The 20215-nt window shown below is 59.0% G+C and carries 19 protein-coding genes; 6 read left to right on the top strand and 13 right to left on the bottom strand.

The genetic code is table 11. From position 1 onward, the window contains the following. Window positions 1–13: 13 nt before the first annotated feature. Genes kdsA through ACR0FE_RS18880 form a run of 3 tightly spaced genes read right to left on the bottom strand, consistent with a single transcriptional unit; the run spans window position 14 to window position 3073 of the window. Entirely contained in the window at window positions 14–847 is an 834-nt protein-coding gene (kdsA, locus tag ACR0FE_RS18890) for a 3-deoxy-8-phosphooctulonate synthase (protein WP_480811930.1), read from the bottom strand. 5 nt (window positions 848–852) lie between these two features. After that, entirely contained in the window at window positions 853–2436 is a 1584-nt protein-coding gene (locus ACR0FE_RS18885; protein ID WP_480914612.1) for a KpsE/RkpR family capsule polysaccharide export protein, read from the bottom strand. Continuing rightward, window positions 2414–3073 (bottom strand): ABC transporter ATP-binding protein, encoded by a 660-nt coding sequence (locus ACR0FE_RS18880; protein WP_170609701.1) that lies wholly within the window; start codon window positions 3071–3073, stop codon window positions 2414–2416. The genes ACR0FE_RS18885 and ACR0FE_RS18880 overlap by 23 nt, the downstream gene beginning before the upstream one ends. A gap of 225 nt (window positions 3074–3298) precedes the next feature. Between ACR0FE_RS18880 and ACR0FE_RS18875 the strand changes: the two genes are divergently transcribed. Then, entirely contained in the window at window positions 3299–3886 is a 588-nt protein-coding gene (locus tag ACR0FE_RS18875) for a uracil-DNA glycosylase family protein (protein WP_480914610.1), read from the top strand. Next, complete coding sequence (locus ACR0FE_RS18870) at window positions 3879–4667, top strand: SseB family protein (protein WP_480914608.1); 789 nt, start codon at window positions 3879–3881, stop codon at window positions 4665–4667. Before ACR0FE_RS18875 ends, ACR0FE_RS18870 begins: the two co-directional genes overlap by 8 nt. 45 nt (window positions 4668–4712) lie before the next feature. Here ACR0FE_RS18870 and yghU read toward each other — a convergent pair whose 3' ends face one another. Further along, on the bottom strand, window positions 4713–5591 hold the full coding sequence (yghU, locus tag ACR0FE_RS18865) for a glutathione-dependent disulfide-bond oxidoreductase (protein WP_480914606.1): 879 nt from the start codon (window positions 5589–5591) through the stop codon (window positions 4713–4715). A 251-nt stretch (window positions 5592–5842) separates the two neighbouring features. Here yghU and ACR0FE_RS18860 point away from each other — a divergent pair, with 251 nt between their 5' ends. Next, the gene (locus tag ACR0FE_RS18860) at window positions 5843–6361 is read left to right on the top strand and encodes a YHS domain-containing (seleno)protein (RefSeq protein WP_480811927.1); all 519 of its coding nucleotides are present in this window, start codon (window positions 5843–5845) and stop codon (window positions 6359–6361) included. A 69-nt stretch (window positions 6362–6430) separates the two neighbouring features. Here the strand turns inward: ACR0FE_RS18860 and ACR0FE_RS18855 are convergent, their stop codons facing one another. Together ACR0FE_RS18855 and metF are read right to left on the bottom strand one after the other, a co-directional pair. Beyond that, entirely contained in the window at window positions 6431–7117 is a 687-nt protein-coding gene (locus tag ACR0FE_RS18855) for a J domain-containing protein (RefSeq protein ID WP_480914604.1), read from the bottom strand. A gap of 214 nt (window positions 7118–7331) precedes the next feature. Beyond that, window positions 7332–8198, bottom strand: a complete 867-nt coding sequence (gene metF, locus ACR0FE_RS18850; RefSeq protein WP_170609711.1) for a methylenetetrahydrofolate reductase [NAD(P)H] — start codon at window positions 8196–8198, stop codon at window positions 7332–7334. A gap of 94 nt (window positions 8199–8292) precedes the next feature. On the opposite strand from metF, the gene ACR0FE_RS18845 reads away from it, so the two are divergent. Both ACR0FE_RS18845 and ACR0FE_RS18840 read left to right on the top strand, forming a co-directional pair. Then, window positions 8293–9198 (top strand): LysR family transcriptional regulator, encoded by a 906-nt coding sequence (locus tag ACR0FE_RS18845; RefSeq protein ID WP_170609713.1) that lies wholly within the window; start codon window positions 8293–8295, stop codon window positions 9196–9198. A 108-nt stretch (window positions 9199–9306) separates the two neighbouring features. Continuing rightward, a complete protein-coding gene (locus ACR0FE_RS18840; protein ID WP_170609715.1) occupies window positions 9307–10092 on the top strand; it encodes an inositol monophosphatase family protein in 786 nt (261 codons plus the stop codon). A gap of 63 nt (window positions 10093–10155) precedes the next feature. Here ACR0FE_RS18840 and bhcD read toward each other — a convergent pair whose 3' ends face one another. The 4 genes from bhcD to bhcA all read right to left on the bottom strand — a co-directional run bounded on the left by bhcD (window position 10156) and on the right by bhcA (window position 14553). Continuing rightward, on the bottom strand, window positions 10156–11121 hold the full coding sequence (gene bhcD / locus ACR0FE_RS18835) for an iminosuccinate reductase BhcD (RefSeq protein ID WP_480914601.1): 966 nt from the start codon (window positions 11119–11121) through the stop codon (window positions 10156–10158). 85 nt (window positions 11122–11206) lie between these two features. Then, window positions 11207–12370, bottom strand: coding sequence for a 3-hydroxy-D-aspartate aldolase BhcC (gene bhcC / locus ACR0FE_RS18830; RefSeq protein WP_480914600.1), 1164 nt, complete (start codon window positions 12368–12370; stop codon window positions 11207–11209). 11 nt (window positions 12371–12381) lie between these two features. Beyond that, a complete protein-coding gene (bhcB, locus tag ACR0FE_RS18825) occupies window positions 12382–13353 on the bottom strand; it encodes a beta-hydroxyaspartate dehydratase BhcB (RefSeq protein ID WP_480914598.1) in 972 nt (323 codons plus the stop codon). A gap of 9 nt (window positions 13354–13362) precedes the next feature. Next, window positions 13363–14553, bottom strand: coding sequence for an L-aspartate--glyoxylate aminotransferase BhcA (gene bhcA, locus ACR0FE_RS18820; RefSeq protein ID WP_480914596.1), 1191 nt, complete (start codon window positions 14551–14553; stop codon window positions 13363–13365). 199 nt (window positions 14554–14752) lie between these two features. Here bhcA and ACR0FE_RS18815 point away from each other — a divergent pair, with 199 nt between their 5' ends. Continuing rightward, window positions 14753–15592: an IclR family transcriptional regulator gene (locus tag ACR0FE_RS18815; RefSeq protein WP_480914594.1), complete on the top strand. Its 840-nt coding sequence runs from the start codon at window positions 14753–14755 to the stop codon at window positions 15590–15592. Here the strand turns inward: ACR0FE_RS18815 and ACR0FE_RS18810 are convergent. Genes ACR0FE_RS18810 through putA form a run of 3 tightly spaced genes read right to left on the bottom strand, consistent with a single transcriptional unit; the run spans window position 15568 to window position 20123 of the window. Further along, window positions 15568–15939, bottom strand: coding sequence for a GFA family protein (locus ACR0FE_RS18810; protein WP_480914592.1), 372 nt, complete (start codon window positions 15937–15939; stop codon window positions 15568–15570). The genes ACR0FE_RS18815 and ACR0FE_RS18810 overlap by 25 nt on opposite strands. Then, the gene (locus tag ACR0FE_RS18805; RefSeq protein WP_480914591.1) at window positions 15936–16679 is read right to left on the bottom strand and encodes a rhomboid family intramembrane serine protease; all 744 of its coding nucleotides are present in this window, start codon (window positions 16677–16679) and stop codon (window positions 15936–15938) included. The genes ACR0FE_RS18810 and ACR0FE_RS18805 overlap by 4 nt, the downstream gene beginning before the upstream one ends. Window positions 16680–16721: 42 nt before the next feature. Beyond that, window positions 16722–20123: a bifunctional proline dehydrogenase/L-glutamate gamma-semialdehyde dehydrogenase PutA gene (gene putA / locus ACR0FE_RS18800; RefSeq protein WP_480914589.1), complete on the bottom strand. Its 3402-nt coding sequence runs from the start codon at window positions 20121–20123 to the stop codon at window positions 16722–16724. Between the last annotated feature and the right edge of the window lie 92 nt (window positions 20124–20215).

Below are 20215 nucleotides of genomic sequence, written 5' to 3'. Positions count from 1 at the left end.
CTCTTCTCAATCGTTAAATCTGAATCGGGTTTTCTTTGGCCAGCGCATCAAAACGCATCAATGTGGCAATCAGCTGTCCCATCTGGTCCAGCGGAATCATGTTGGGGCCGTCGGACGGCGCGGTATCCGGGTCCTGGTGGGTTTCGATGAACACGGCGCCGACGCCCAGCGAAACCGCCGCACGGGCCATCACCGGCGCGAATTCCCTTTGCCCGCCGGACGAGCCGCCCTTGCCGCCGGGTTGTTGAACCGAATGTGTGGCATCCATCACGACCGGATAGCCGGTTTTGGCCATTTGCGGCAGTGATCGCATGTCGGCCACCAATGTATTGTAGCCAAAGGATGTGCCGCGCTCGGTCAGCAGAATGTTCTGGTTGCCGGTGCTTTCGATCTTGTCGACGATATTACCCATCTCCCACGGCGCCAGGAACTGACCCTTTTTGACATTGACGGCCTTGCCGGTTTCACCAGCGGCCAGCAACATGTCGGTCTGTCGGCACAAGAAGGCGGGGATTTGCAGAATATCCACCGCCTCGGCCGCGACTGCGCACTGGGCCTCGGTGTGGACATCCGTCAGTACCGGTATGCCCATCGAGCTGCGGATGTCGTCCAGCACCTTCAGCCCGGCATCGATGCCCATGCCGCGCTTGCCAGACAATGAGGTGCGGTTCGCCTTGTCATAGGAGGCCTTGAAAATGTACTGCGCGCCTGCGGCATCGCAGGCTTCTTTCATGGTGCCTGCGATCATCTGGGCATGATCGGCGGTTTCAAGCTGGCAGGGGCCGGCGATGACGGTCAGCGGAAGATCGTTGCCAACCGTTAGGTCGGAGATTTTTACATGTTTCATATGTCTTACGAGGATACCTGTTCACGAAGGACCGACGCGGTAAGCGAGATCAACAGGTAGATACCAGCAAACAACAGGAAAGCCAAAATCGTATTTTCGAACTTGCGCGGATAGCTGGGTTCCTGGCTGGGGACGGGGTTGACCGAGACTGTCAGGTACCGAACTTTACGGTTGGCTTCGGTGCGCGTTGTTTCCACTTGCTGCATGGCTGTTTGAAGCATCATGTCCCGCGCCGCCAGATCGGCCTGCGCCATCTGAATCCTGACACTCAGCCGCGCCAGCGAGTTTTCGCCTGCCGAGGCATCCAGCATCTCGGCATTCAGTTCCTCCAGCACGACTTCAAGCCGTTCGATATCGGCAGTAACGCCATCGACCTTGGCCTTGTTGGGCCGCAGGTTGTCCAGAAGGGCGGCCAGTTGCAGTTCCTTGTCCTGCAACAAGATCTCGATCTCGTTGATCCGGCCGCGTAGTCCCGCCAGAACGTTTTCGGGATCAAGCACCGCGCCTTCCAGCTGCAGTTCGATCAGCTTTTCCTGCGCCTTGCGCCGCTCTTCCTGGGCGGTTTCAAACCCCCTCATAGCGTCCCGCATCTGGTCTTCGCGTTTCAGTTCGGTCAGGCCGTTGATTGTATCTTCGGCATAGGAAATCAGCCGGTTCGACAGATCAACGGCGATATCCGGATCCGGGGCCGCGACCTCCATCCGGACGATTCCATCCGTGGGGTCGTAGCCGATTGTCACCATGCGCTTGTACAGTTTGTACGTCTCTTCCAGGCTGGCGTCGGGGGACAGCCGCTGCACCGGGTCGATCCAGTCCTGCTTAAAGATTTCAGCAAAGCCGGTATCGCGTTCAAGACGTTGCAGGGCATCCTTGGATTCCAGAAACTCCTGCGTCGCGACCGAGTCCTGTGCTGTCGCAAACTGCGTTCCGGAAAGCAGGCCCCCAATCGAACCGCCGCCACCATCTGCCTGCAGGATCGAAAACGCCGAGTCGCTGGCATACATCGGCGTCGCTACGCGGTAAAAATAATACCCCACAACAAATGTGGGCAGCAGCACAAACGCAGCCAGGCGGGCAAACAGGGTAAACAATTTCCGTTTGCGACGCCGGGCGACCTCTTTCTGGATCTGGCTGATCTCATAGTTGCGCCGTTCAGTCGGGCTCCACTCCGGGCCGGGCAGGGGATGGGATTTATCTCCGACAGTTTGCGGCAGGTGGACCGTTACCTTGTCCTCGACCTGAGCCGTGCCCTGCTCGTCCTTGTTACCCGCAGCCGCCAGATCCAGCAGGTTGTTGCCCTGAAAAGGGTCGATCCCCTTTTTGCGCAACAGGCGAACCGCGTCGTAATCCGACGTGGCCGCCAGCCCGTTCTTCTGTGCCAGCCGTCGCGCCATGCGTAACTGGCGCCCGGTCAGCCCCTCGCGCTTGATTTCGTCCAGTTCAGTTCCGGGCTGTTTACTGTTGGCCGCTTCGGGTGGTTGAGTCGCACTTCGAATACGCGAAATCGCATCTGCGCGCGCATCCGGTGTTCCTTCGCCTTGGCGTTTTCGGCGCCAGTTGTATTTTCTAGCCTTGGGTTTGGTAGTCATATAACTGTTTTGCCTCTTCCAAGGTTTCAAACATGTAAAGCTGCCCGTCCACTAGAACCGCTGCCTGACGCGCAAATTTTTCCAGAGTGGTTGGAGAATGCGACACAATCACAAGCGTTGTGGTGCGCAATCTCTCTTTCAGGATCGAGCCCGCTTTCTTGTTGAATTCGACATCGGTTGTAGCGGGCATGCCCTCATCTATCAGGTACATGTCGAAATCAAGTGCCAGCATCAGCGCAAACGTGAACCGGGCCCGCATGCCAGATGAATAGGTCGCAAGCGGTTGGTTGAAATATTCGCCCAGACCGCACAGCCATTGGCAATATGCCTCGATATAATCGGGGTCCATGCCGTAGATCTTTGCGATATAGCGCGAGTTTTCCAGCGCCGACATCTTGCCGGAAACCCCTCCGGTAAACCCCATTGGGAACGACACCTTGCATTCGCGGCGGATTACCCCCTCGTCAGGTTTTTCCAGACCGGCCATCATATTGATCAGCGTGGTTTTTCCGGTTCCGTTGGGTGCAAGTATCCCAACCGAGCGGCCAAGTTCGATCCGAAAGGAAACACGATCAAGGATCACCTTGCGCCGGGTGCCGGTCCAGAAGGACTTGCTGACATTTTCGAATTCAAGCATTGCTGGCCTGTTTCGCTTCGGAGTTGCGGTCTTTCCTCGATGAAAGAACGCATCGTTTACGAGTTCTTGTTGGCTACATTATGTCGAATTGTGAAACAAATGATCAATGCGCCCCACAAGGTGCTGTGGCTTTTGTGATATAACGGCAGTTGGCGCAGGCGCGCGCGGTCTCTATCGTTCAGCGAAGCCTGTTTGGAAACCTGTCTCAGGAAGTGCTGCCACCAGATGACCACTCTTGCCCAGGAAATCCGGTCCTGCCGGATCTGCGAAGCGCGTTTTGCCGCGACGCAGACCGCGCATGAGCCACGCCCGGTAGTCTGGTTCCGTCCCGGAACGCCGATCCTTGTTGCAGGACAGGCACCGGGCGCGCGGGTGCATGACTCAGGTCGTCCCTTCACAGACCCTTCGGGCGACCGGTTGCGCGACTGGTTGGGGATTGATGAGAGCGTGTTTTATGACCGATCCAGTGTTTCAATCGTTCCGATGGCTTTCTGTTTCCCCGGCTATGATGCGCGCAAGGCCGATCTGCCGCCGCCCGCAATCTGTGGCGAGACTTGGCATGACAGAGTCATGCAGGCATTGGGAGCGGTTCCGCTGACTGTTCTGGTCGGTGCCCATGCCCATACCTACCATCTGGGTACGCGTACGTCCGTGACAGAGACGGTCCGGAACTGGCGAGACCACGCGCCGCAGGTCTTTGCCTTGCCTCATCCGTCCTGGCGCAATACGGCATGGCTGAAAAAGAACCCCTGGTTCGAGGCAGACCTGCTGCCGGTTCTGCGCGCCAGGGTGCAAGAGGTTCTGAATGACTGAGACAACGGCCTTGGATGCCGCCCATTCCGCGATGGAGGCTGCCCCACAGGATGACGCAGCCCGGCTGAAGTTCTTTGAACGGCTGGCAGACGCTGAACTGTTCCTGCTGCTGACGGAAGAAGCACGGGACGATAACGTCTCGCCCGAGGTTTTCGATGTGGCGGACGGACGTTTTGTGCTGGCGTTTGATCGCGAAGACCGGCTTGCCCGGTTTGCAGATCGTCCCGTTCCTTATGTGGCCCTGTCCGGGCGGGTTCTGTCATCGCTGCTGGCAGGGCAGCGAATTGGTCTGGGGCTCAACCTCGAGGTCGCCCCGTCCTCGATGCTGATTCCGCCAGAGGCTTTGGGATGGCTGACGGAGACCCTTCAGCATTCCCCGCAAGAGGTTCAGGAACAACTCGCCGAGTTCTTTCCCCCGGCGGGTCTGCCGGATGAACTGCTGACGGCGCTTGATACCAAACTGGCGACGGCGGTGGGGTTGGCGCAGGCTGCTTTCCTGGCCGGAACCAGATCGGCCAGCGGAGCATCTGGTCATTTGCTGGGTTTTGTCGGGGCGGTCGAAGGCGCAGAACCGGCCCTTGCCAAAGCCGCGTCCGAAGCGCTGACATTTTCCGGAATCGAAGCTGGCGCGATGGATGTCGGCTTTTTCGCGCCCGGGGACCAAGTCACGTTAAGGTTGGAAAAAGTCGGGCTGCGGTTTGACCTGCCGCAGCCCGAAAAGCGTGATGTCGGGCGCTCTGCGCCCGGTAGTGATCCCGAACGGCCGCCAATTCTGAAGTAATTCGCTAGCCGGATGCTCCCTACCGTGACGGGCAGGGCGGCAAGACTATTCGGCGGCAGGTTCCAGTTTGTCCTGCGTCCGGGTTTCGAAATCGCTGGCGTCGTGACGCTCGTGCAACTGCGTGTGCGGCTCGCCAAAGGCCCGGTTGACTATACGGCCTCGCTGTACCGCGGGCCGCGCATCGACCGCCTTGGCCCAACGCATCAGGTTCTTGTAGGACTCAACGTCCAGGAACTCGGCTGCGCTGTAAAGGCGGCCCAGAACCAGTTGCCCGTACCACGGCCAGATTGCCATATCGGCAATGGTATAGTCTTCGCCCGCGATAAAGGTCTTGTTGGCCAGTTCCCGGTCCAACACGTCCAATTGCCGCTTGGTTTCCATTGCAAACCGATTGATCGGATATTCCCATTTCTCTGGCGCGTATGCATAGAAATGGCCGAACCCGCCGCCTAGATAGGGCGCGCTTCCCATCTGCCAGAACACCCAGCTCATGACTTCCGTGCGTTCAGGCCCTTCCTTGGGCAGAAACGCATCGAATTTCTCGGCCAGATGGAACAGGATCGAGGCACTTTCGAACACGCGCACCGGCTTGTCACCCGACCGGTCCCACAGGGCCGGGATCTTCGAGTTCGGGTTGGCCTCGACAAATCCTGAACTGAACTGATCCCCTTCACCGATATTGATCAGCCACGCATTGTATTCGGCACCCTTGTGCCCCAGCGCCAGCAGTTCTTCCAGCATGACAGTGACCTTGACCCCGTTGGGCGTGGCCAGCGAATAAAGCTGCAGGGGATGCTGTCCGACCGGAAGGTCCTTGTCATGGGTCGCGCCTGCGATCGGGCGATTGATATTGGCGAATTGTCCGCCGCTTTGGCTGTCCCATGTCCAGACCTTCGGGGGTTCATAGGTGGGTTGCTCGCTCATCTCTATCTTGCCTTTCTCAGCAAAGTGGGAGGAATTGTCCGACATCCCAACAGCTAATATTGCAGTCGGCAGAGTCCAACCCCGGTCAACGGGTCTGTTTTGTAACAATGGCTGCAAAACCCGTCACGAAATCTCATTCAACCTCACAGCGGCGCGAGCGGGGCTATGTTTTGACCGTGTATTGCCTATTCTCTGACCAGACCCGCAAAACGGGCGATCCTGCTAACCCCGGACCCAATAGGATTTATGACATGAAACGCTTTGCCTTGTCCCTTGCCACCGCGCTGACCCTGGCCGTGCCCGCCTTTGCCGGCGATCAGTATATTGACGGAACCGGATTTGCCGTCTCTGGCTACGACGTTGTCGCTTATCGCGGCCTGGATCAGGTTCCGGTCGGGCAGTCTCAGCCCGAAGCCGTTCGCGGCAATGCAAACTTCACGGCAGATTACAATGGTGCCACGTGGGCCTTTTCAAGCGCAGAAAACCGCGACAAGTTCCTTGAAAATCCTGCCTATTACGCTCCGCAATATGACGGACATTGCGCCTATGGCGTTTCCAAAGGCGGCAAGGTTCCGGGCAATCCGAACCTGTGGCGCATCGTGGATGACAAGCTGTACCTCAACATCACCGATGTTGTGGTCGGGTTCTGGGAAGAGGACGTGCCTGGCAACATCAATCTGGCCGAAGGCAATTGGCCGGGTATCGAACCCGACGCCGCCTCGACCAGTGTAATCCCAAAGTTCACTTCGGAAGGCCCTGTAACAAACTGAGCCTTACCTGTTTAAAACACCAAAGCCCGGCTCCCCACCGATGCCGGGCTTTGGCTTTGCGGCAAGGGCTCAACTTGCCATGCAATAGTCGTCGCGTGTGCGCTGATCGGATTCGAACCGGATCCTGACACTTTTGGCGCCGGGGAACTTGCGGGCCATGATTGCGTCAGGAACCACAACCTCTCCTGCGCCTGACTCTTTCGACTGAAAACTCAAAACCTCGTTTTCGGCGTGCCGGCAACCGGCCAGGACCGTTGTTGGCAGGGCCACGCGGTTTGCCCCTTCGCAAACTGAGGAGGTCACAAAATAAGTCAGATGCCGACCATTGCACCCGACAGCCTCGGGGATGTGGTCGGACAATGCAGATTGGGCACCTTTTCCGGAGGAAACCGGATCAGCATCTGATTCCTTCGATTGCGACAGGACGTTGCGCAGCATATCCCGGCAGGCGTCGATTGCGGTTGCATCCAGTTCGATGACCCGTTTGCGAATTTTCGGGCGGCGCGGCTTTCGGGCGGCTGACCCGGCAGTCCCTTTTGCAACCATGCCCTCTCGGCGCAGCAGATCATAGGCCGCCTTGGCATTGGCAAAGCCGGAACTGTCACCTTCGGTGTGGTCCGGATGGGCATGAAACGCGATATGTCTCCATGCCTCGCGGATGTCATCGGAATTAGCAGACGGGTCCAGGCCGAGATGTGCCAAAGCATCCTGGCGCGCCCTGATCTTGTCAGCAGGCTCCATACTCAAATCACTCATTAAACACTACACTGAAACCACATTGAGCAGCTTCATGGCTTTGTCAAATTTTCAGTTAAATTTAAGGCGTTGCGGGAACAATGCGGCAATTCCATCTTGGATTGTCCGTCAGGCGCACCCGGAAGGGGCATCCCGTCTGAAATAAAGGAGCCTTCGAAAAAAGCCCCTGTCTGGCGGTGGCCAAACAGGGGCAGAATGGAACGTGCCAACCGGGTCAGGCGACGTTCTGCAATTCAGTTTTCGGCGTAATTCCCAGCGCAAAGCAGACATCACGGGTCAGCTCGGGGCGGTTCAGCGTGTAGAAATGCAGTTTGTCCACGCCGCCCTCCAGCAAGTCCGAGCACAATTCTGTGCACATTGCCGTCGCCAGCAGGTCTTCGCGATCATCACGCACGGCCTTTTCGAAAGCGTTTTCGACCCAGGCCGGAATGCGCGTTCCGCAGCGGCGGGCAAAATTCCGTGCGCCCTTCCAGTTCTCGATGGGCAGGATGCCGGGCACGATGGGTTTGTCGATGCCGGCCTTTTCGCACGCGTCGCGGAACCGGAAATAGGTTTCGGCCTCAAAGAAGAATTGTGTCAGGGCCTCTTCCGCGCCTGCGTCCAGTTTGGCCTTGAGCCAATCGATATCCGCCTGCGCGTTGGAGGCTTCTGGGTGGATATCTGGATAGGCGCCGACACGGATCGAGAACATCTCGGTTTCGGCCAGCGCGGAAATCAGCTCGACCGAGCTTGCGAACCCGTCCGGGTGCGGAACGAACTGATCCTGACCCTTGGGCGGATCACCGCGCAGGGCAACGATGTCCTGAACGCCCGCGCGGGCAAACGTGTCGGCGATCTCCAGGGTTTCCTGACGCGAGGCATCGACGCAGGTCAGGTGCGCGGCCACCGGAAGATCCAGCGACTTGTGCAGGGTCGCCACGGCATCGCGTGTCAGTTCGCGTGTGGTGCCGCCTGCACCATAGGTGACAGAGACAAATCGTGGTGCCAGCGGTGCTAGAATGTGAACCGTGTCCCACAACCGAAAGGAAGCTTCGAGCGTCTGCGGCGGAAAGAACTCGAATGAGATATCTGGCTTGGTCATCGTGGCCTCGTCTTAACAACCTGGATCCCTTGTGCCACGTCCCGCTATGTGAGACAAACTCATATAATTCAAGAACAACATGAGTCGAACAGCAATGCACATTGAATTCCGACACCTTCGTACGATCAAGGCGATCCATGATTGCGGTGGACTGGCGCGGGCTGCAGATCAATTGAACATTACCCAGTCTGCGTTAAGCCATCAGATCAAGGGGTTAGAGGATCAGGCCGGTGTTGAACTGTTCCTGCGCCGCTCGAAACCGATGAAGCTTTCGGCGGCGGGTGTGCGCCTGTTGCGTCTGGCCGAACAGATCCTGCCGCAGGTTGAGGCAGCCCAGCACGAGTTTTCATCCCTTCGGGACGGGCGAACCGGGCGCATGCATATCGCAATCGAATGCCACGCCTGTTTCGAATGGCTGTTTCCGGTGCTGGAATCATTCCGGAAATCCTGGGCAGATGTCGACGTGGACATTCGCCCGGGCCTGGCCTTTGACGCGCTTCCGGCTTTGCAGAAAGAAGAGGTCGACCTGGTTGTTTCTTCCGACCCCGAGGACCTGCCGGGTGTCGAGTTCGTGGAACTGTTCGACTACAACGCAGTTTTCGTCGCTGCCTCGGCCCATCCGTTGGCGCAAAAGGAATTTATCGAGGCCGAGGATTTTCGCGGTCAGACCCTGATCACATATCCGGTCGAACGCACGCGGCTGGACGTGTTCAGCCAGTTGCTGATACCCGCCCGTGTGGAGCCTGCATCGATCCGGCAGGTGGAACTGACAGCCGTCATCCTGCTGCTGGTGGCCTCAAACCGCGGTATTTCGGTTCTGCCGGACTGGGTTGTGCGCGAGGTCAAGTACAACTCGGACTACGTCACCCGGCCCCTGACCAGCGAAGGGATCACGCGCAGATTGTACGCGGCGGTCCGGTCAGAAGATCTGGAAAAACCGTTTGTGCAGGAACTGGTCAATCTGGCCCGGACCGAGGCACGCAGGCTTCAGGCGCAATAGGTCCAAGCCACGGCGCAAGCTGTGGGGCTGCTATGCGCATCAACCCTCTTGGCAACGGCGCAATGCATCAGTATACGCGCGGTTTGACCGGACAGGAGCCCATACACAATGGTTGGCAGTGCAAATCTCAACATCATGATCAAGGCCGCGCGTAAGGCGGGGCGTTCTTTGGTCAAGGATTTTCGTGAAGTCGAAAACCTGCAGGTGTCGATGAAGGGTGCCGGAGATTTTGTTTCCAAGGCCGATATTGCAGCCGAGGCGATCCTGAAAGAGGAACTGCTCGGCGCGCGTCCGACCTATGGCTGGCTGGCCGAAGAGGGCGGTTCGATCGACGGCGAAGATCCGACCCGTCGTTGGATTGTGGACCCACTGGACGGCACAACCAACTTTCTGCACGGCCTACCGCACTGGGCGATTTCCATCGCGCTGGAACACAAGGGCAAGATCGTCGCCGGTGTGATCTACGATGCGGCCAAGGACGAGATGTTCTTTGCCGAAAAGGGCGAAGGCGCATGGATGAATGACCATCGTATCCGGGTTTCGGGCCGGCACCGCATGATCGAATCCGTGTTTTCCACGGGTCTGCCGTTTGGCGGGCGTTCCGATTTGCCTGCGACGTTGCAGGATTTGGCCCGGCTGATGCCGGTGTGCGCCGGCGTACGCCGCTGGGGTGCCGCTGCGCTGGACATGGCATATGTCGCGGCAGGCCGGTACGAAGGGTTTTGGGAACGCCGCCTGAACGCCTGGGATTTGGCCGCAGGCATCATCATCGTGAAAGAAGCGGGTGGGCTGGTTCAGGCGCTGGACCCTGAGGGCGAAATTCTGTCCGACGGCGAAGTCATCTGCGCCAACGAGCCGATCTTTGACAGTTTCGCCAAGGTGATCCGGGGATAACGGAACATCCCCGCCACAGCTAAATTTTTGATGACGCGCCCCAATCAGGGCGCGTTTCTCGTTTCAGAAATCGACTTCGATGGCGACGCCGCTTTCGATGGCCAGATCGACCACTGCACTGGCGACGGCCAAATCCTGCAGGCCCACGCCTGTGCCATCGAACAACGTGACCTCCTCTGCCGAGGTGCGGCCCGGATGCGCGCCGTTGATGACCTCACCGATTTGGCGAATGTCCTTTTCGGATTTCTCCCCAGCCGCGACCGCGTGCTGGCACTCGCCCAGCGTCACCGCCTGCGCGACTTCGTCCGTGAAGACACTGGCGCGAATGATCAGATCCGTTTCCACTTCCTGTTTGCCAACCGTGTCGGTGCCCATGCACGCGACATGCGTGCCATCCGACACATGTTGCGACAGGAGTGAAGGCGCGAAGGACGACGTGATGGTGATGATCACATCCGCTTCGGCCAGACCCGGCAGGTCCACGGCCTCGAACGGCAATCCCGCGTCTTCAGCAACCTTGGCGAGATTGGGCAGCATTTCAGGATGCAGGTTCCAGCCGATGACCTTTTCAAACTTGCGCTGTTCCAGCGCCGCCCGCAGTTGAAAGGCAGCCTGATGCCCTGCGCCAACCATGCCGATCACCTTGGCATCCTTCCGGGCCAAATGGTTGATCGACACGGACGAGGCCGCTGCGGTTCTGAGGGCGGTCAGCAGATTGCCACCAACCATTGCCTTTGCCCGTCCGGTATCCGGGTCAAACAGGAAAACGGTGGACTGATGGTTGATCACTCCGTGCGTTTCCAGATTGTTGGGCCAGTATCCCCCGGCCTTCAGGCCCAATGTCATACCTGCCCGGTCAAATCCGCCTTTGAACCCGTAAAGCGCATCCGCATGGCCAATGGCTTCGCGCACAACCGGAAAGTTGTATGCATCCCCTGACGCCATCGCGGCAAATACCTGTTCGACAGCCGCATAGCTTTCCTTTCGGCCCATCAGGGCTCCGATTTCCTTTTCGGGAACGATGTACATCGTTTGCGCCTTTCCTGAGTGTTGGCGAAGAACGTAGCAAACGGGGCAGATTGTAAACTGCCCCGTCGGTCAGATTGGATACCGGTCAGTAGGCTTTGCCACGGGCAGAAACCGGCCACAGCGTTTCAACCTTGCCGTCGCGCACACCAACATACCAGTCATGGACGTTGGCCGTCGGGTCGCAATGGCCGGGCACCAGCCGCAGTTTGTCATTCACCTTCAGCGCTCCGCCGGGATCGGAAATCACCCCGTGTTCATCCGAGCATTTGATGTATTCCACATCGTCGCGCCCATAGATAAAGGGCAGCCCGCTATCGACTGACTGGGCCTTGAGACCTGCATCGCAGATCGCCTTGTCGGCTTTGGCATGGCTCATCACACTGGTCAGGATGAAGAACGCGTTCTCCCATTCCCCCTGATCGATCCGTTTGCCGTCCTTGTCGAGAATCCGGCCGTAGTCGGCATCCATGAAGGCGTAGGACCCACACTGCAGTTCATTGTAAACGCCAGAATTGGATTCGAAGTAGTAAGACCCCGTGCCACCGCCCGAAACCAGTTCAGGTTCCAGTCCGACGGCCTTCAACCCCTGCACGGCATCCGCCACCATGGCGATTGCAACATCGAGCTTGGCTTTGCGATCGTCAAAACTGTCCATGTGCTGCATCGCGCCCTGATAGGCCTGAATGCCCAGAAACTTCAGGTTGTCAGCGGCATCGACGGCTTGCGCAATCGCAACCACATCTGCTGTTGTCGTCACACCGCAGCGCCCCGCACCGCAATCGATTTCGACAAAGATACTCAATTCCGTTCCGTGCCGCACCGCCGCAGCGGACAGATCGGCGACGTTGTCGATGTCATCCACACAGACGATGACGTGGGCGTCATATTTTGGCAGTCGCGCCAGCCTGTCGATCTTGGCCGGGTCGCGCACCTGATTTGACACCAAAATGTCCTTGATGCCGCCGCGGGCAAACACCTCGGCCTCGGACACTTTCTGGCAACACACGCCAACAGCGCCGCCGAGCTCTTCCTGCAGTTTGGCAACGTCCACCGATTTGTGCATCTTGCCATGCACCCGGTGACGCATCCCGTGTGCCTTAGCATAGTCGCCCATCTTGCGGATGTTCCGCTCCAGCGCGTCAAGGTCCAGGATCAGGCAGGGGGTCTGGATTTCGCTTTCATCCATGCCAATGGCGGCGGGGACGTCAAAGCCAACTTCCAGTTCGTCCATGTTCAAAGGTTTGTTCATTGTCATCCTCCTTACCCTGCCAGCCAGGGAAGCTTGTCCAGATCCACATTTCCGCCGGTAATGATCACCCCGACGCGTTTGCCCCGGAACACTTCGGGGTTTTTGAGAATGGTCGCCAGCGGCACTGCCGAAGAAGGTTCCATCACCACGCGCAGGTACTTCCACGTCAGTTTCATCGCATCGATGATCTCATCCTCGGTCGCGGTGAAAATGTCGGTGACGTGGTTTGAAACGAAATGCCATGTGTTTTCTTTGAGGGGCACCAGCAGGCCGTCGGCCACCGTCTTGGGCGCGTCATCTGCAATGATCCGACCCGCTTTGAATGAACGATATGCGTCATCCGCCTGTTCCGGTTCAGCCGCGTAAATCGCAGTTTCCGGGGCTAGGTTGGAGACGGTCAGGCAAGTCCCCGACACCATGCCGCCACCGCCGATCGGGGCAATGACGGCATCCACGCCATCCGTCTGTTCCAGCAATTCCGCCGAACATGTCGCTTGACCCGCAATGACGCGAGGATCGTTATAGGGATGCACGAACTCGCCACCGGTTCGGGCCTGTACTTCGGTGAACGTTGCTTCGCGGGACGAAGTCGACGGCTCGCATTCGGTGATCGTACCGCCATAGCGGCGCACCGCGTCCTTTTTGGCCTGCGGTGCAGTGCGGGGCATGACCACGTTGCACGGAATGCCTCGCCGGCCCGCCGCATAGGACAGGGACAGGGCGTGGTTGCCACTGGAATGCGTGCAGACGCCCTTGGCGGACTTCTCTTCGCTCAGCCCGAATACGGCGTTGCACGCACCGCGTACCTTGAAGGCGCCGGCTTCCTGAAAGTTCTCGCATTTGAAGTACAACTGCGCACCGGTGAGGTCATCCAGATATTCCGAACGCATGACCGGAGTGCGGCGGATATGGGGTTTGATCCGCTCATGCGCCGCGCGCATGTCGGCGATGGTCAGATCGGCTGCGGTGACTTGATCCAGCATCTTCGCCTCCTACGCTGCAGCCTGAGCATGGCCGGACGGACCACTGCGATAGTAATCCTGTGCCGCGGCAACACCGCTGCCCAGTTTGATGGGGTAGTTCAGATCGGCCATGGCCATCTCGATCGTGGCGAGGCCAGACAGAACCATAACGTCGGTCAGCGATCCCAGATGCCCGATACGGAACGCCTTGCCGTTCAGTTGCCCCAAACCAACACCGAACGAGACACCATAGGCGTTGAAGGCGTGGTCGGTCAGGGCGTTACTGTCGAACCCATCCGGAACATAAACCGCGCTGACGGTATCCGAAAACAGATCCGGGCTTTGCGCCACCAGCTTCAGCCCCCACGCATCCACGGCCCGGCGAACGCCCTCGGCCAGACGGAAATGGCGGGCGTAGACATTTTCGAGCCCTTCTTCGAACAACATTTTCAAGCTTTCCCTCATACCGTAGATCAGTTGCAGGGGCGGGGTATATGGAAAGCCGCCGGATGCGTTGGCCGCAAGCATGTCGCGGAAGTCAAAAAAGGTGCGCGGCAGTTTCGCGGATTGCATCGCCTCCAGAGCCTTGGGGCTGGCGCACAGGATCGCCATTCCGGTTGCCAGCATGAACCCCTTTTGCGAGCCCGACACGGCGATATCGACTCCCCATTGATCAAATTCGAACGGCATCGAGGCAAGCGAGCTGACGCAATCGACCATCAAAAGCGCCGGATGGTCGGCCGCCTCCATGGCATTGCGAACCGCTGCGATGTCCGAGCGCACACCGGTCGCCGTTTCGTTGTGAGTGACCAGTACAGCACGGATTTCGTGGTTCGTGTCTGCAGCCAGGGCGGCTTGGAACTGATCCGCCGGCGCGCCGCTGCCCCAGGCGCATTCAATGACCTGCACGTCCAGCCCGTGCCGTTCGCACATATCGATCCAGCGGTGGCTGAAAACGCCATAGCGCGAGACCAGAACCTTGTCGCCGGGGCTAAGCGTGTTGGTTATCGACGCTTCCCACCCTCCGGTTCCGCTGGCCGGGAATGTGATGATCTTGCCATCGGTGGTGCCGAACACCTTCTTTGTGTCCTCCAGCACGGGGGCAAAGGTTTCGACGAAATCCGGCGCACGGTGATCCTGTGTCTGAACATGCATGGCCAGACGCAGACGATCGGGGATGTTGGTCGGGCCGGGTATGAAGACCGGATTCTGGTTTGACATGACTGAGTCCTCCGCTTTGTCAGAATTGTGACTGCGCAGGCGTCAGCTTGCAATTTTCTTGAAAAATATTTTCATTTTTGCAATTAAATATGTAATACCCTGAAATTATGAGATTTTCAGTTTCTCAAATTTGTAGGTCGGAATATGGCCTGAAAATTTCCAATCTATGGCCAGGCGAAACTTCGAACAGGAAACAGAAATGAACAATCAAAAGCGGCCACGCGGCAGACCAAAATCCCTGTTCAAGGAAAGTTCTGCCGGGACCATGCAATCGCTGGACCGCGCGCTGGGCGTTCTGAGCGCGGTTGCCCGTTTCGAACGCGCGGCCCTCAGCGATCTGGCCCGTGAAATCGATGTGCCCACGGCCACGACACACAGGATTCTGACGACCCTGCAAAAGCACGGCTATGTGACTTTTGACGATGAACGGCAGGAATGGATGATCGGGATCGAAGCCTACCGGACCGGCGCATCCTTTTTGCGGCGCAACAGTGTTTTGGAGATCGGCCGCCCGATTTTGCGCCGTCTCATGCAGGACAGTGGGGAAACGGCCAATCTGGCGGTACCGGATGGCGCCGAGGTGGTCTTTGTCGGGCAGGTTGAAACATCGAACCCGATCCGCGCGTTCTTTCCGCCAGGGGCGCGAACACCTATGTATGCGTCAGGAACTGGCAAAGCCATACTGGCAGCCATGAAGGAAGCTTCCCTGCAAAAAGTCCTGCGCGGCACGGAACTGACCGCCTTCACCCAGCATACGCAGGTGCCCGAACCGCAGTTGTTGCTGGATTTGGCCAAAACGCGCAGGCGTGGCTGGTCGCTGGACAGGGAAGAACGGTATGAGGGCATGTCCTGCATCGGTGCCGCGATCTACAATGACCGGGGTGAACCCTGTGCGGGAATATCAGTCTCTGGCCCGTCGGTGCGGTTTGACGAAACACGTGCGCCGGAACTGGCAGACCTTGTGACAAAGGCGGCCGCTGAAATCACGTTCCTGAGCGGGGGGCGCCCCCCGGATCACTCCGATCTGTCAGACAGGTGATTGACGCCGTCGTTCCAAGGTATTGGCCCATGCGTGCGGGGATTGCCACCTTCGATACAACCCAGATTGACACCGCATTCGGCGGGGTCGGACCGGCGCTGGTGATACACGTAGATGCCGCAGGTCTTGCAGAAGTGATGCTTGGCCGTGTGCGTGCCCCAGGTGTACAGGCTGAGGTTCTCAGCACCCTTTACTACGCGCAGACTTTCGGTGGTCGCAGTGACCGCCGCTGCTCCGCGCCGCAGGCAGAATGAGCAATCACAACGGGCGGCCGAGGACAGGCCTTCAAGAAACTCGGCCTCGATTTCCACTGCGCCGCAATGGCAGGTGGCTGTCATTCTGGTCATCTGCGAGGCACTTTCGGAATGCGGGATTGGGTCAGCTTGTACTTGTGTTCGGGGTGGGGCGGGTGGCCATGGGTCCGGTTCCAGAAACCGGGTCCGCCCCGGCGCAGCCAAACCGGAATGCACAGCGCCAATCCGACCACAAAGCCGCCGGTATGCGCCCAGTAGGCGACACCACCCTCATCAGGGTTGCTGGCCAGGCTTCCCAAAAACTGCATCCCCAGCCAGATGCCCAGCATGATAAAGGCAGGAATGGTGAAGACGCGGAAATAGATGATCAGGATCAGAAGAACATCGACCCGCGCTTTGGGGAACAGCAAGAGGTAACCGCCCATGACACCGGCAATGGCGCCAGAGGCTCCGATGGTCGGAACGATGGAGGCTGGCGCGGTCAGGACATGAATCAGGCCTGCTCCGATGCCGGACAGTACATAGAATAGCAGAAAGGGCAGGTGGCCCATCTCGTCTTCCAGATTGTCGCCGAAGATCCACAGAAACAGCATGTTCCCCGCCAGATGCATCCAGCCGCCGTGCAAGAACATCGAGGTCACCAGGGTTTCAAAGCTGAACCCGTCCGTGATGCGCGCGGGGATGACTGCATAGTCGTAGTAAAGCTGGTTGATCAGTCGTGCGTTGTCCATAACGCCGACATAGCTGAGGAAAATCAGGATATTGGCCGCCATCAGAATATAGACGACATACGGCGTGCGCCCCGAAGGGTTGTGATCTCGGATCGGAAACATGGGGCGACGCTGGGCTTTTCCCGGCCCAGCGTCAAGACATGCTTACGCCGCACCCCCCAAAAGGGCTGCGTTTCCTCCGGCGGCGGTTGTATCGACGCAGACGTGGCGCTCTCCCAACACGCGGGCGCGGTCGGGCAAGCCCGGGATCAGGGGCAGGATCGGACTTTCCCGTCGCGCCAGAAGGCGTTCGATTTGCCGGGCGGTTTCTTCGCCACCCCACCACAACACGCCCGAAATCCCGGTGAGGTTTTCGATCCGGCGCAGGTCCAGGTTGCCGGTTGCGCAGATGGCGGTGCCGCCAAGGGCCTTTACAGCCTCCGCCTGTGCCCGAGCGGCGTCTTCACCGGGTCCCATGCACAGCAGGGGCGCGCGGGGTGTTTCGCTCAGGCGGTTGGATTCGCCGGTGGGGCCGGGCAAGGAGCGTGTCCGAGTTGGCGCGGCTTGTCCTTCGGGTTTGGGCAGCGTTGTCATGATTGAGTCCCATTGACCCGGGCTTATCTGTCTGTCCGGCGCGCAGAATCGCGCCATGTAGTTTGGCCCGCCCGCCTTTGGGCCGGTGCCGGATAGCCCTTCTCCACCGAATGGTTGCGAGCCGACAATCGCGCCGATCTGGTTGCGATTGACGTAGATGTTTCCGGCATGCACCGCCTCGGTCACGTGTTGAACACGGTCGTCAATCCGGGTGTGCAGGCCAAATGTCAGACCATAGCCGGTCGCGTTGATATCCGCGATCACCTGATCGATTTCGGCGGCTTTAAAGCGGGCGACGTGCAGAACGGGTCCAAAGATCTCGCGCTCCAGTGCGGTGATGCCTGACACTTCGATCAGGGTCGGAGCAACAAATGTGCCTTCGGGCGGAAGCGGCATTTCTTTCAATACGCGGCCTTCGGCGCGGGCGCGGGCCACATGATCGGCGATACCCTGCCGCGCGGTTTCATCGATCACCGGGCCGCTGTCAGTCGAAATCAGCCACGGATCGTCCAGCTGCAGGGCATTCATGGCACCCTTGAGCATCTTCAGAAGGTCGTCGGCGATATCTTCCTGCACATAGAGACAGCGCAAGGCCGAGCACCGTTGGCCAGCGGACTGAAACGCGCTTTCAATGATGGATTGCACGGCCTGTTCCGGAAGCGCGGTGCTGTCGACGATCATCGCATTCAAACCGCCGGTTTCCGCAATTAGCGGCGTGCCCGGGCGCAGGTTTTCTGCCATGGCGGCGCGGATTTTCAGTGCCGTCGCAGTCGAGCCGGTAAAGGCCACTCCGGATACCCGCGGGTCAGAGGTGAGAGCTGTGCCAACCGACGGCCCACCCGGCAGCAATTGCAGGGCATCGCGGGGCACACCGGCCTCGTGCAGCAATTGCACGGCCCGATGGGCGATCAGCGGTGTTTGCGGTGCAGGCTTGGCCAGAACGGCGTTGCCGGTCGCCAGCGCCGCCGAAATCTGACCCGAGAAAATCGCCAGCGGAAAATTCCACGGACTGATGCAGGTAAAGGTACCGGCCGGTTTGGCATCCGGAATGTTGGCCGCATAATAGCGCAGGAAATCGACAGCTTCGCGCAGCTCGGCTACCGCGTCGGGCAGGGTCTTACCGGCTTCCCGCGCCAGCAGGGCAAACAGTTCCCCGAAGTTTTGTTCATAAAGATCTGCAGCCCTGTTCAGGGTTTCCTGGCGCTCGGAAGCAGGGGCCTGCCACGGCGCCGCTGAGGCAAGGGCCAGTTCGACATCGTCTGCGCTGGCGGGGGCAACCGCTCCGGGCCGGTCCATCGGTTGCGCCGGGTTAATGACCGGCTCATCCACTTCGGGCGCAGCGTTGTCGGACAGCAGGGGTCGTGCGTACCAGTGATGGGCCCGGAACTTGTCCCTTGCGGCGTCGATCCTGTCCAGCGTGGGCGTGTGATGCAGGTCGAACCCAACCGAGTTTTTTCGCTCGGGCTGGAACAGATCGGGACCGGTGGTCAGCGGCGTGACAGCTTGTTCAATGGATACGAACGGGTCGGCCGCAACTTCTTCCGGGGGGACGTCCTCATCCACAATCTGGTTCACGAAGGACGAGTTCGCACCGTTCTCCAGCAACCGCCGCACCAGATAGGCCAACAGATCGCGATGCGCGCCAACCGGGGCGTAGATACGGCAGCGCGTGTTGCTTTTGTCCTTGACGATCCGGTGCAGGGTTTCGCCCATGCCGTGCAGGCGCTGGAACTCGTACGGCTGGTCGTCGGCCATATGCAGAATCGCGCTGACGGTGTGGGCATTATGCGTGGCAAACTGCGGATAAATCCTGTCCGTCATGCCGAGAAGCTTCCGGGCGTTGGCAATGTACGAGACGTCGGTTGCGGCTTTGCGAGTAAAGACGGGGAACCCGTTCATGCCCTCGACCTGAGCCCGCTTGATCTCGGTATCCCAATAGGCGCCTTTTACCAGCCGCACCATCAGTTTGCGGTCGTGACGTTCGGCCATTTCATAAAGCGTATCCAGAACCAGCCCGGCGCGGGGGCCGTAGGCCTGAACAACGATGCCGAAGCCGTCCCAACCCGCCAATGCGGGTTCAGACATGACAGCCTCGATCACTTGCAGCGACAAGGACAGGCGGTCTGCTTCTTCCGCGTCCACGTTCAGACCCATCCCCGCGGCTTTGGCCAGCAATGCCAGCGCGCGCAAGCGGGGAACGAGTTCATCCATCACCCGCTGTTCCTGCGCCAGCTCATAGCGCGGATGCAGAGCGGACAGTTTCACTGAAATGCCGGGGTTGGCACGGATGTCGTCATGGGTGCAGGCATCGGAAATCGCGGTGATGGCGCGGGAATAGGACAGGTGATAACGCGCCGCATCCGCCTCGGTCCGGGCGGCTTCGCCAAGCATGTCATAGGAATATGTGTAGCCCTTCGTCTCCATCCCTTTGGCGCGCGACATGGCCGACTGAATGGTTTCGCCCAGAACGAACTGACGCCCCATTTCTTTCATCGCACGTCCGACTGCGGTTCGGATCACCGGTTCCCCCAGCCGCTTGATTGCACTGCGCAGCACACCCACGGGCGAGGCCTTGTCTTCATCCAGCACTTTGCCCGTCAGCATCAGCGCCCAGGTCGACGCATTGACCAGCGAGGACGAGGAGTGGCCCAGATGCTTGCCCCAGTCCGACGGTGCGATCTTGTCTTCGATCAGCGCATCGATCGTGTCGGCATCCGGGACGCGTAACAGGGCTTCGGCCAGACACATAAGCGCGATGCCCTCATCCGTGGACAGGCCGTATTCGGCCAGAAACACCTCCATCATGCCCGGCGATGTGCTGGATCGGATATCACGCACCAGTTGCGCCGCCGCCGCGCATATGGCGTTTCGGTCGGCAACCGTCAGGTTTGCCTGTTCGGTCAGGCGTTCCAGTACGGTGTCCTGATCGGCATAAGTTTGGCTGTCGATGACAGAGCGCAGGTTGTGTGACATCTTTCCTCCGGGCTTTTGATGAGTATACCGTCGAAATTTCGGGACAATCGCCTGATTTTTGGCAATACTTGGGTAAATGGACCGTATTTTCG

This window comes from Ruegeria sp. K7 (assembly GCF_056531785.1).
This window is presented reverse-complemented; position numbering and strand designations above follow the sequence as displayed.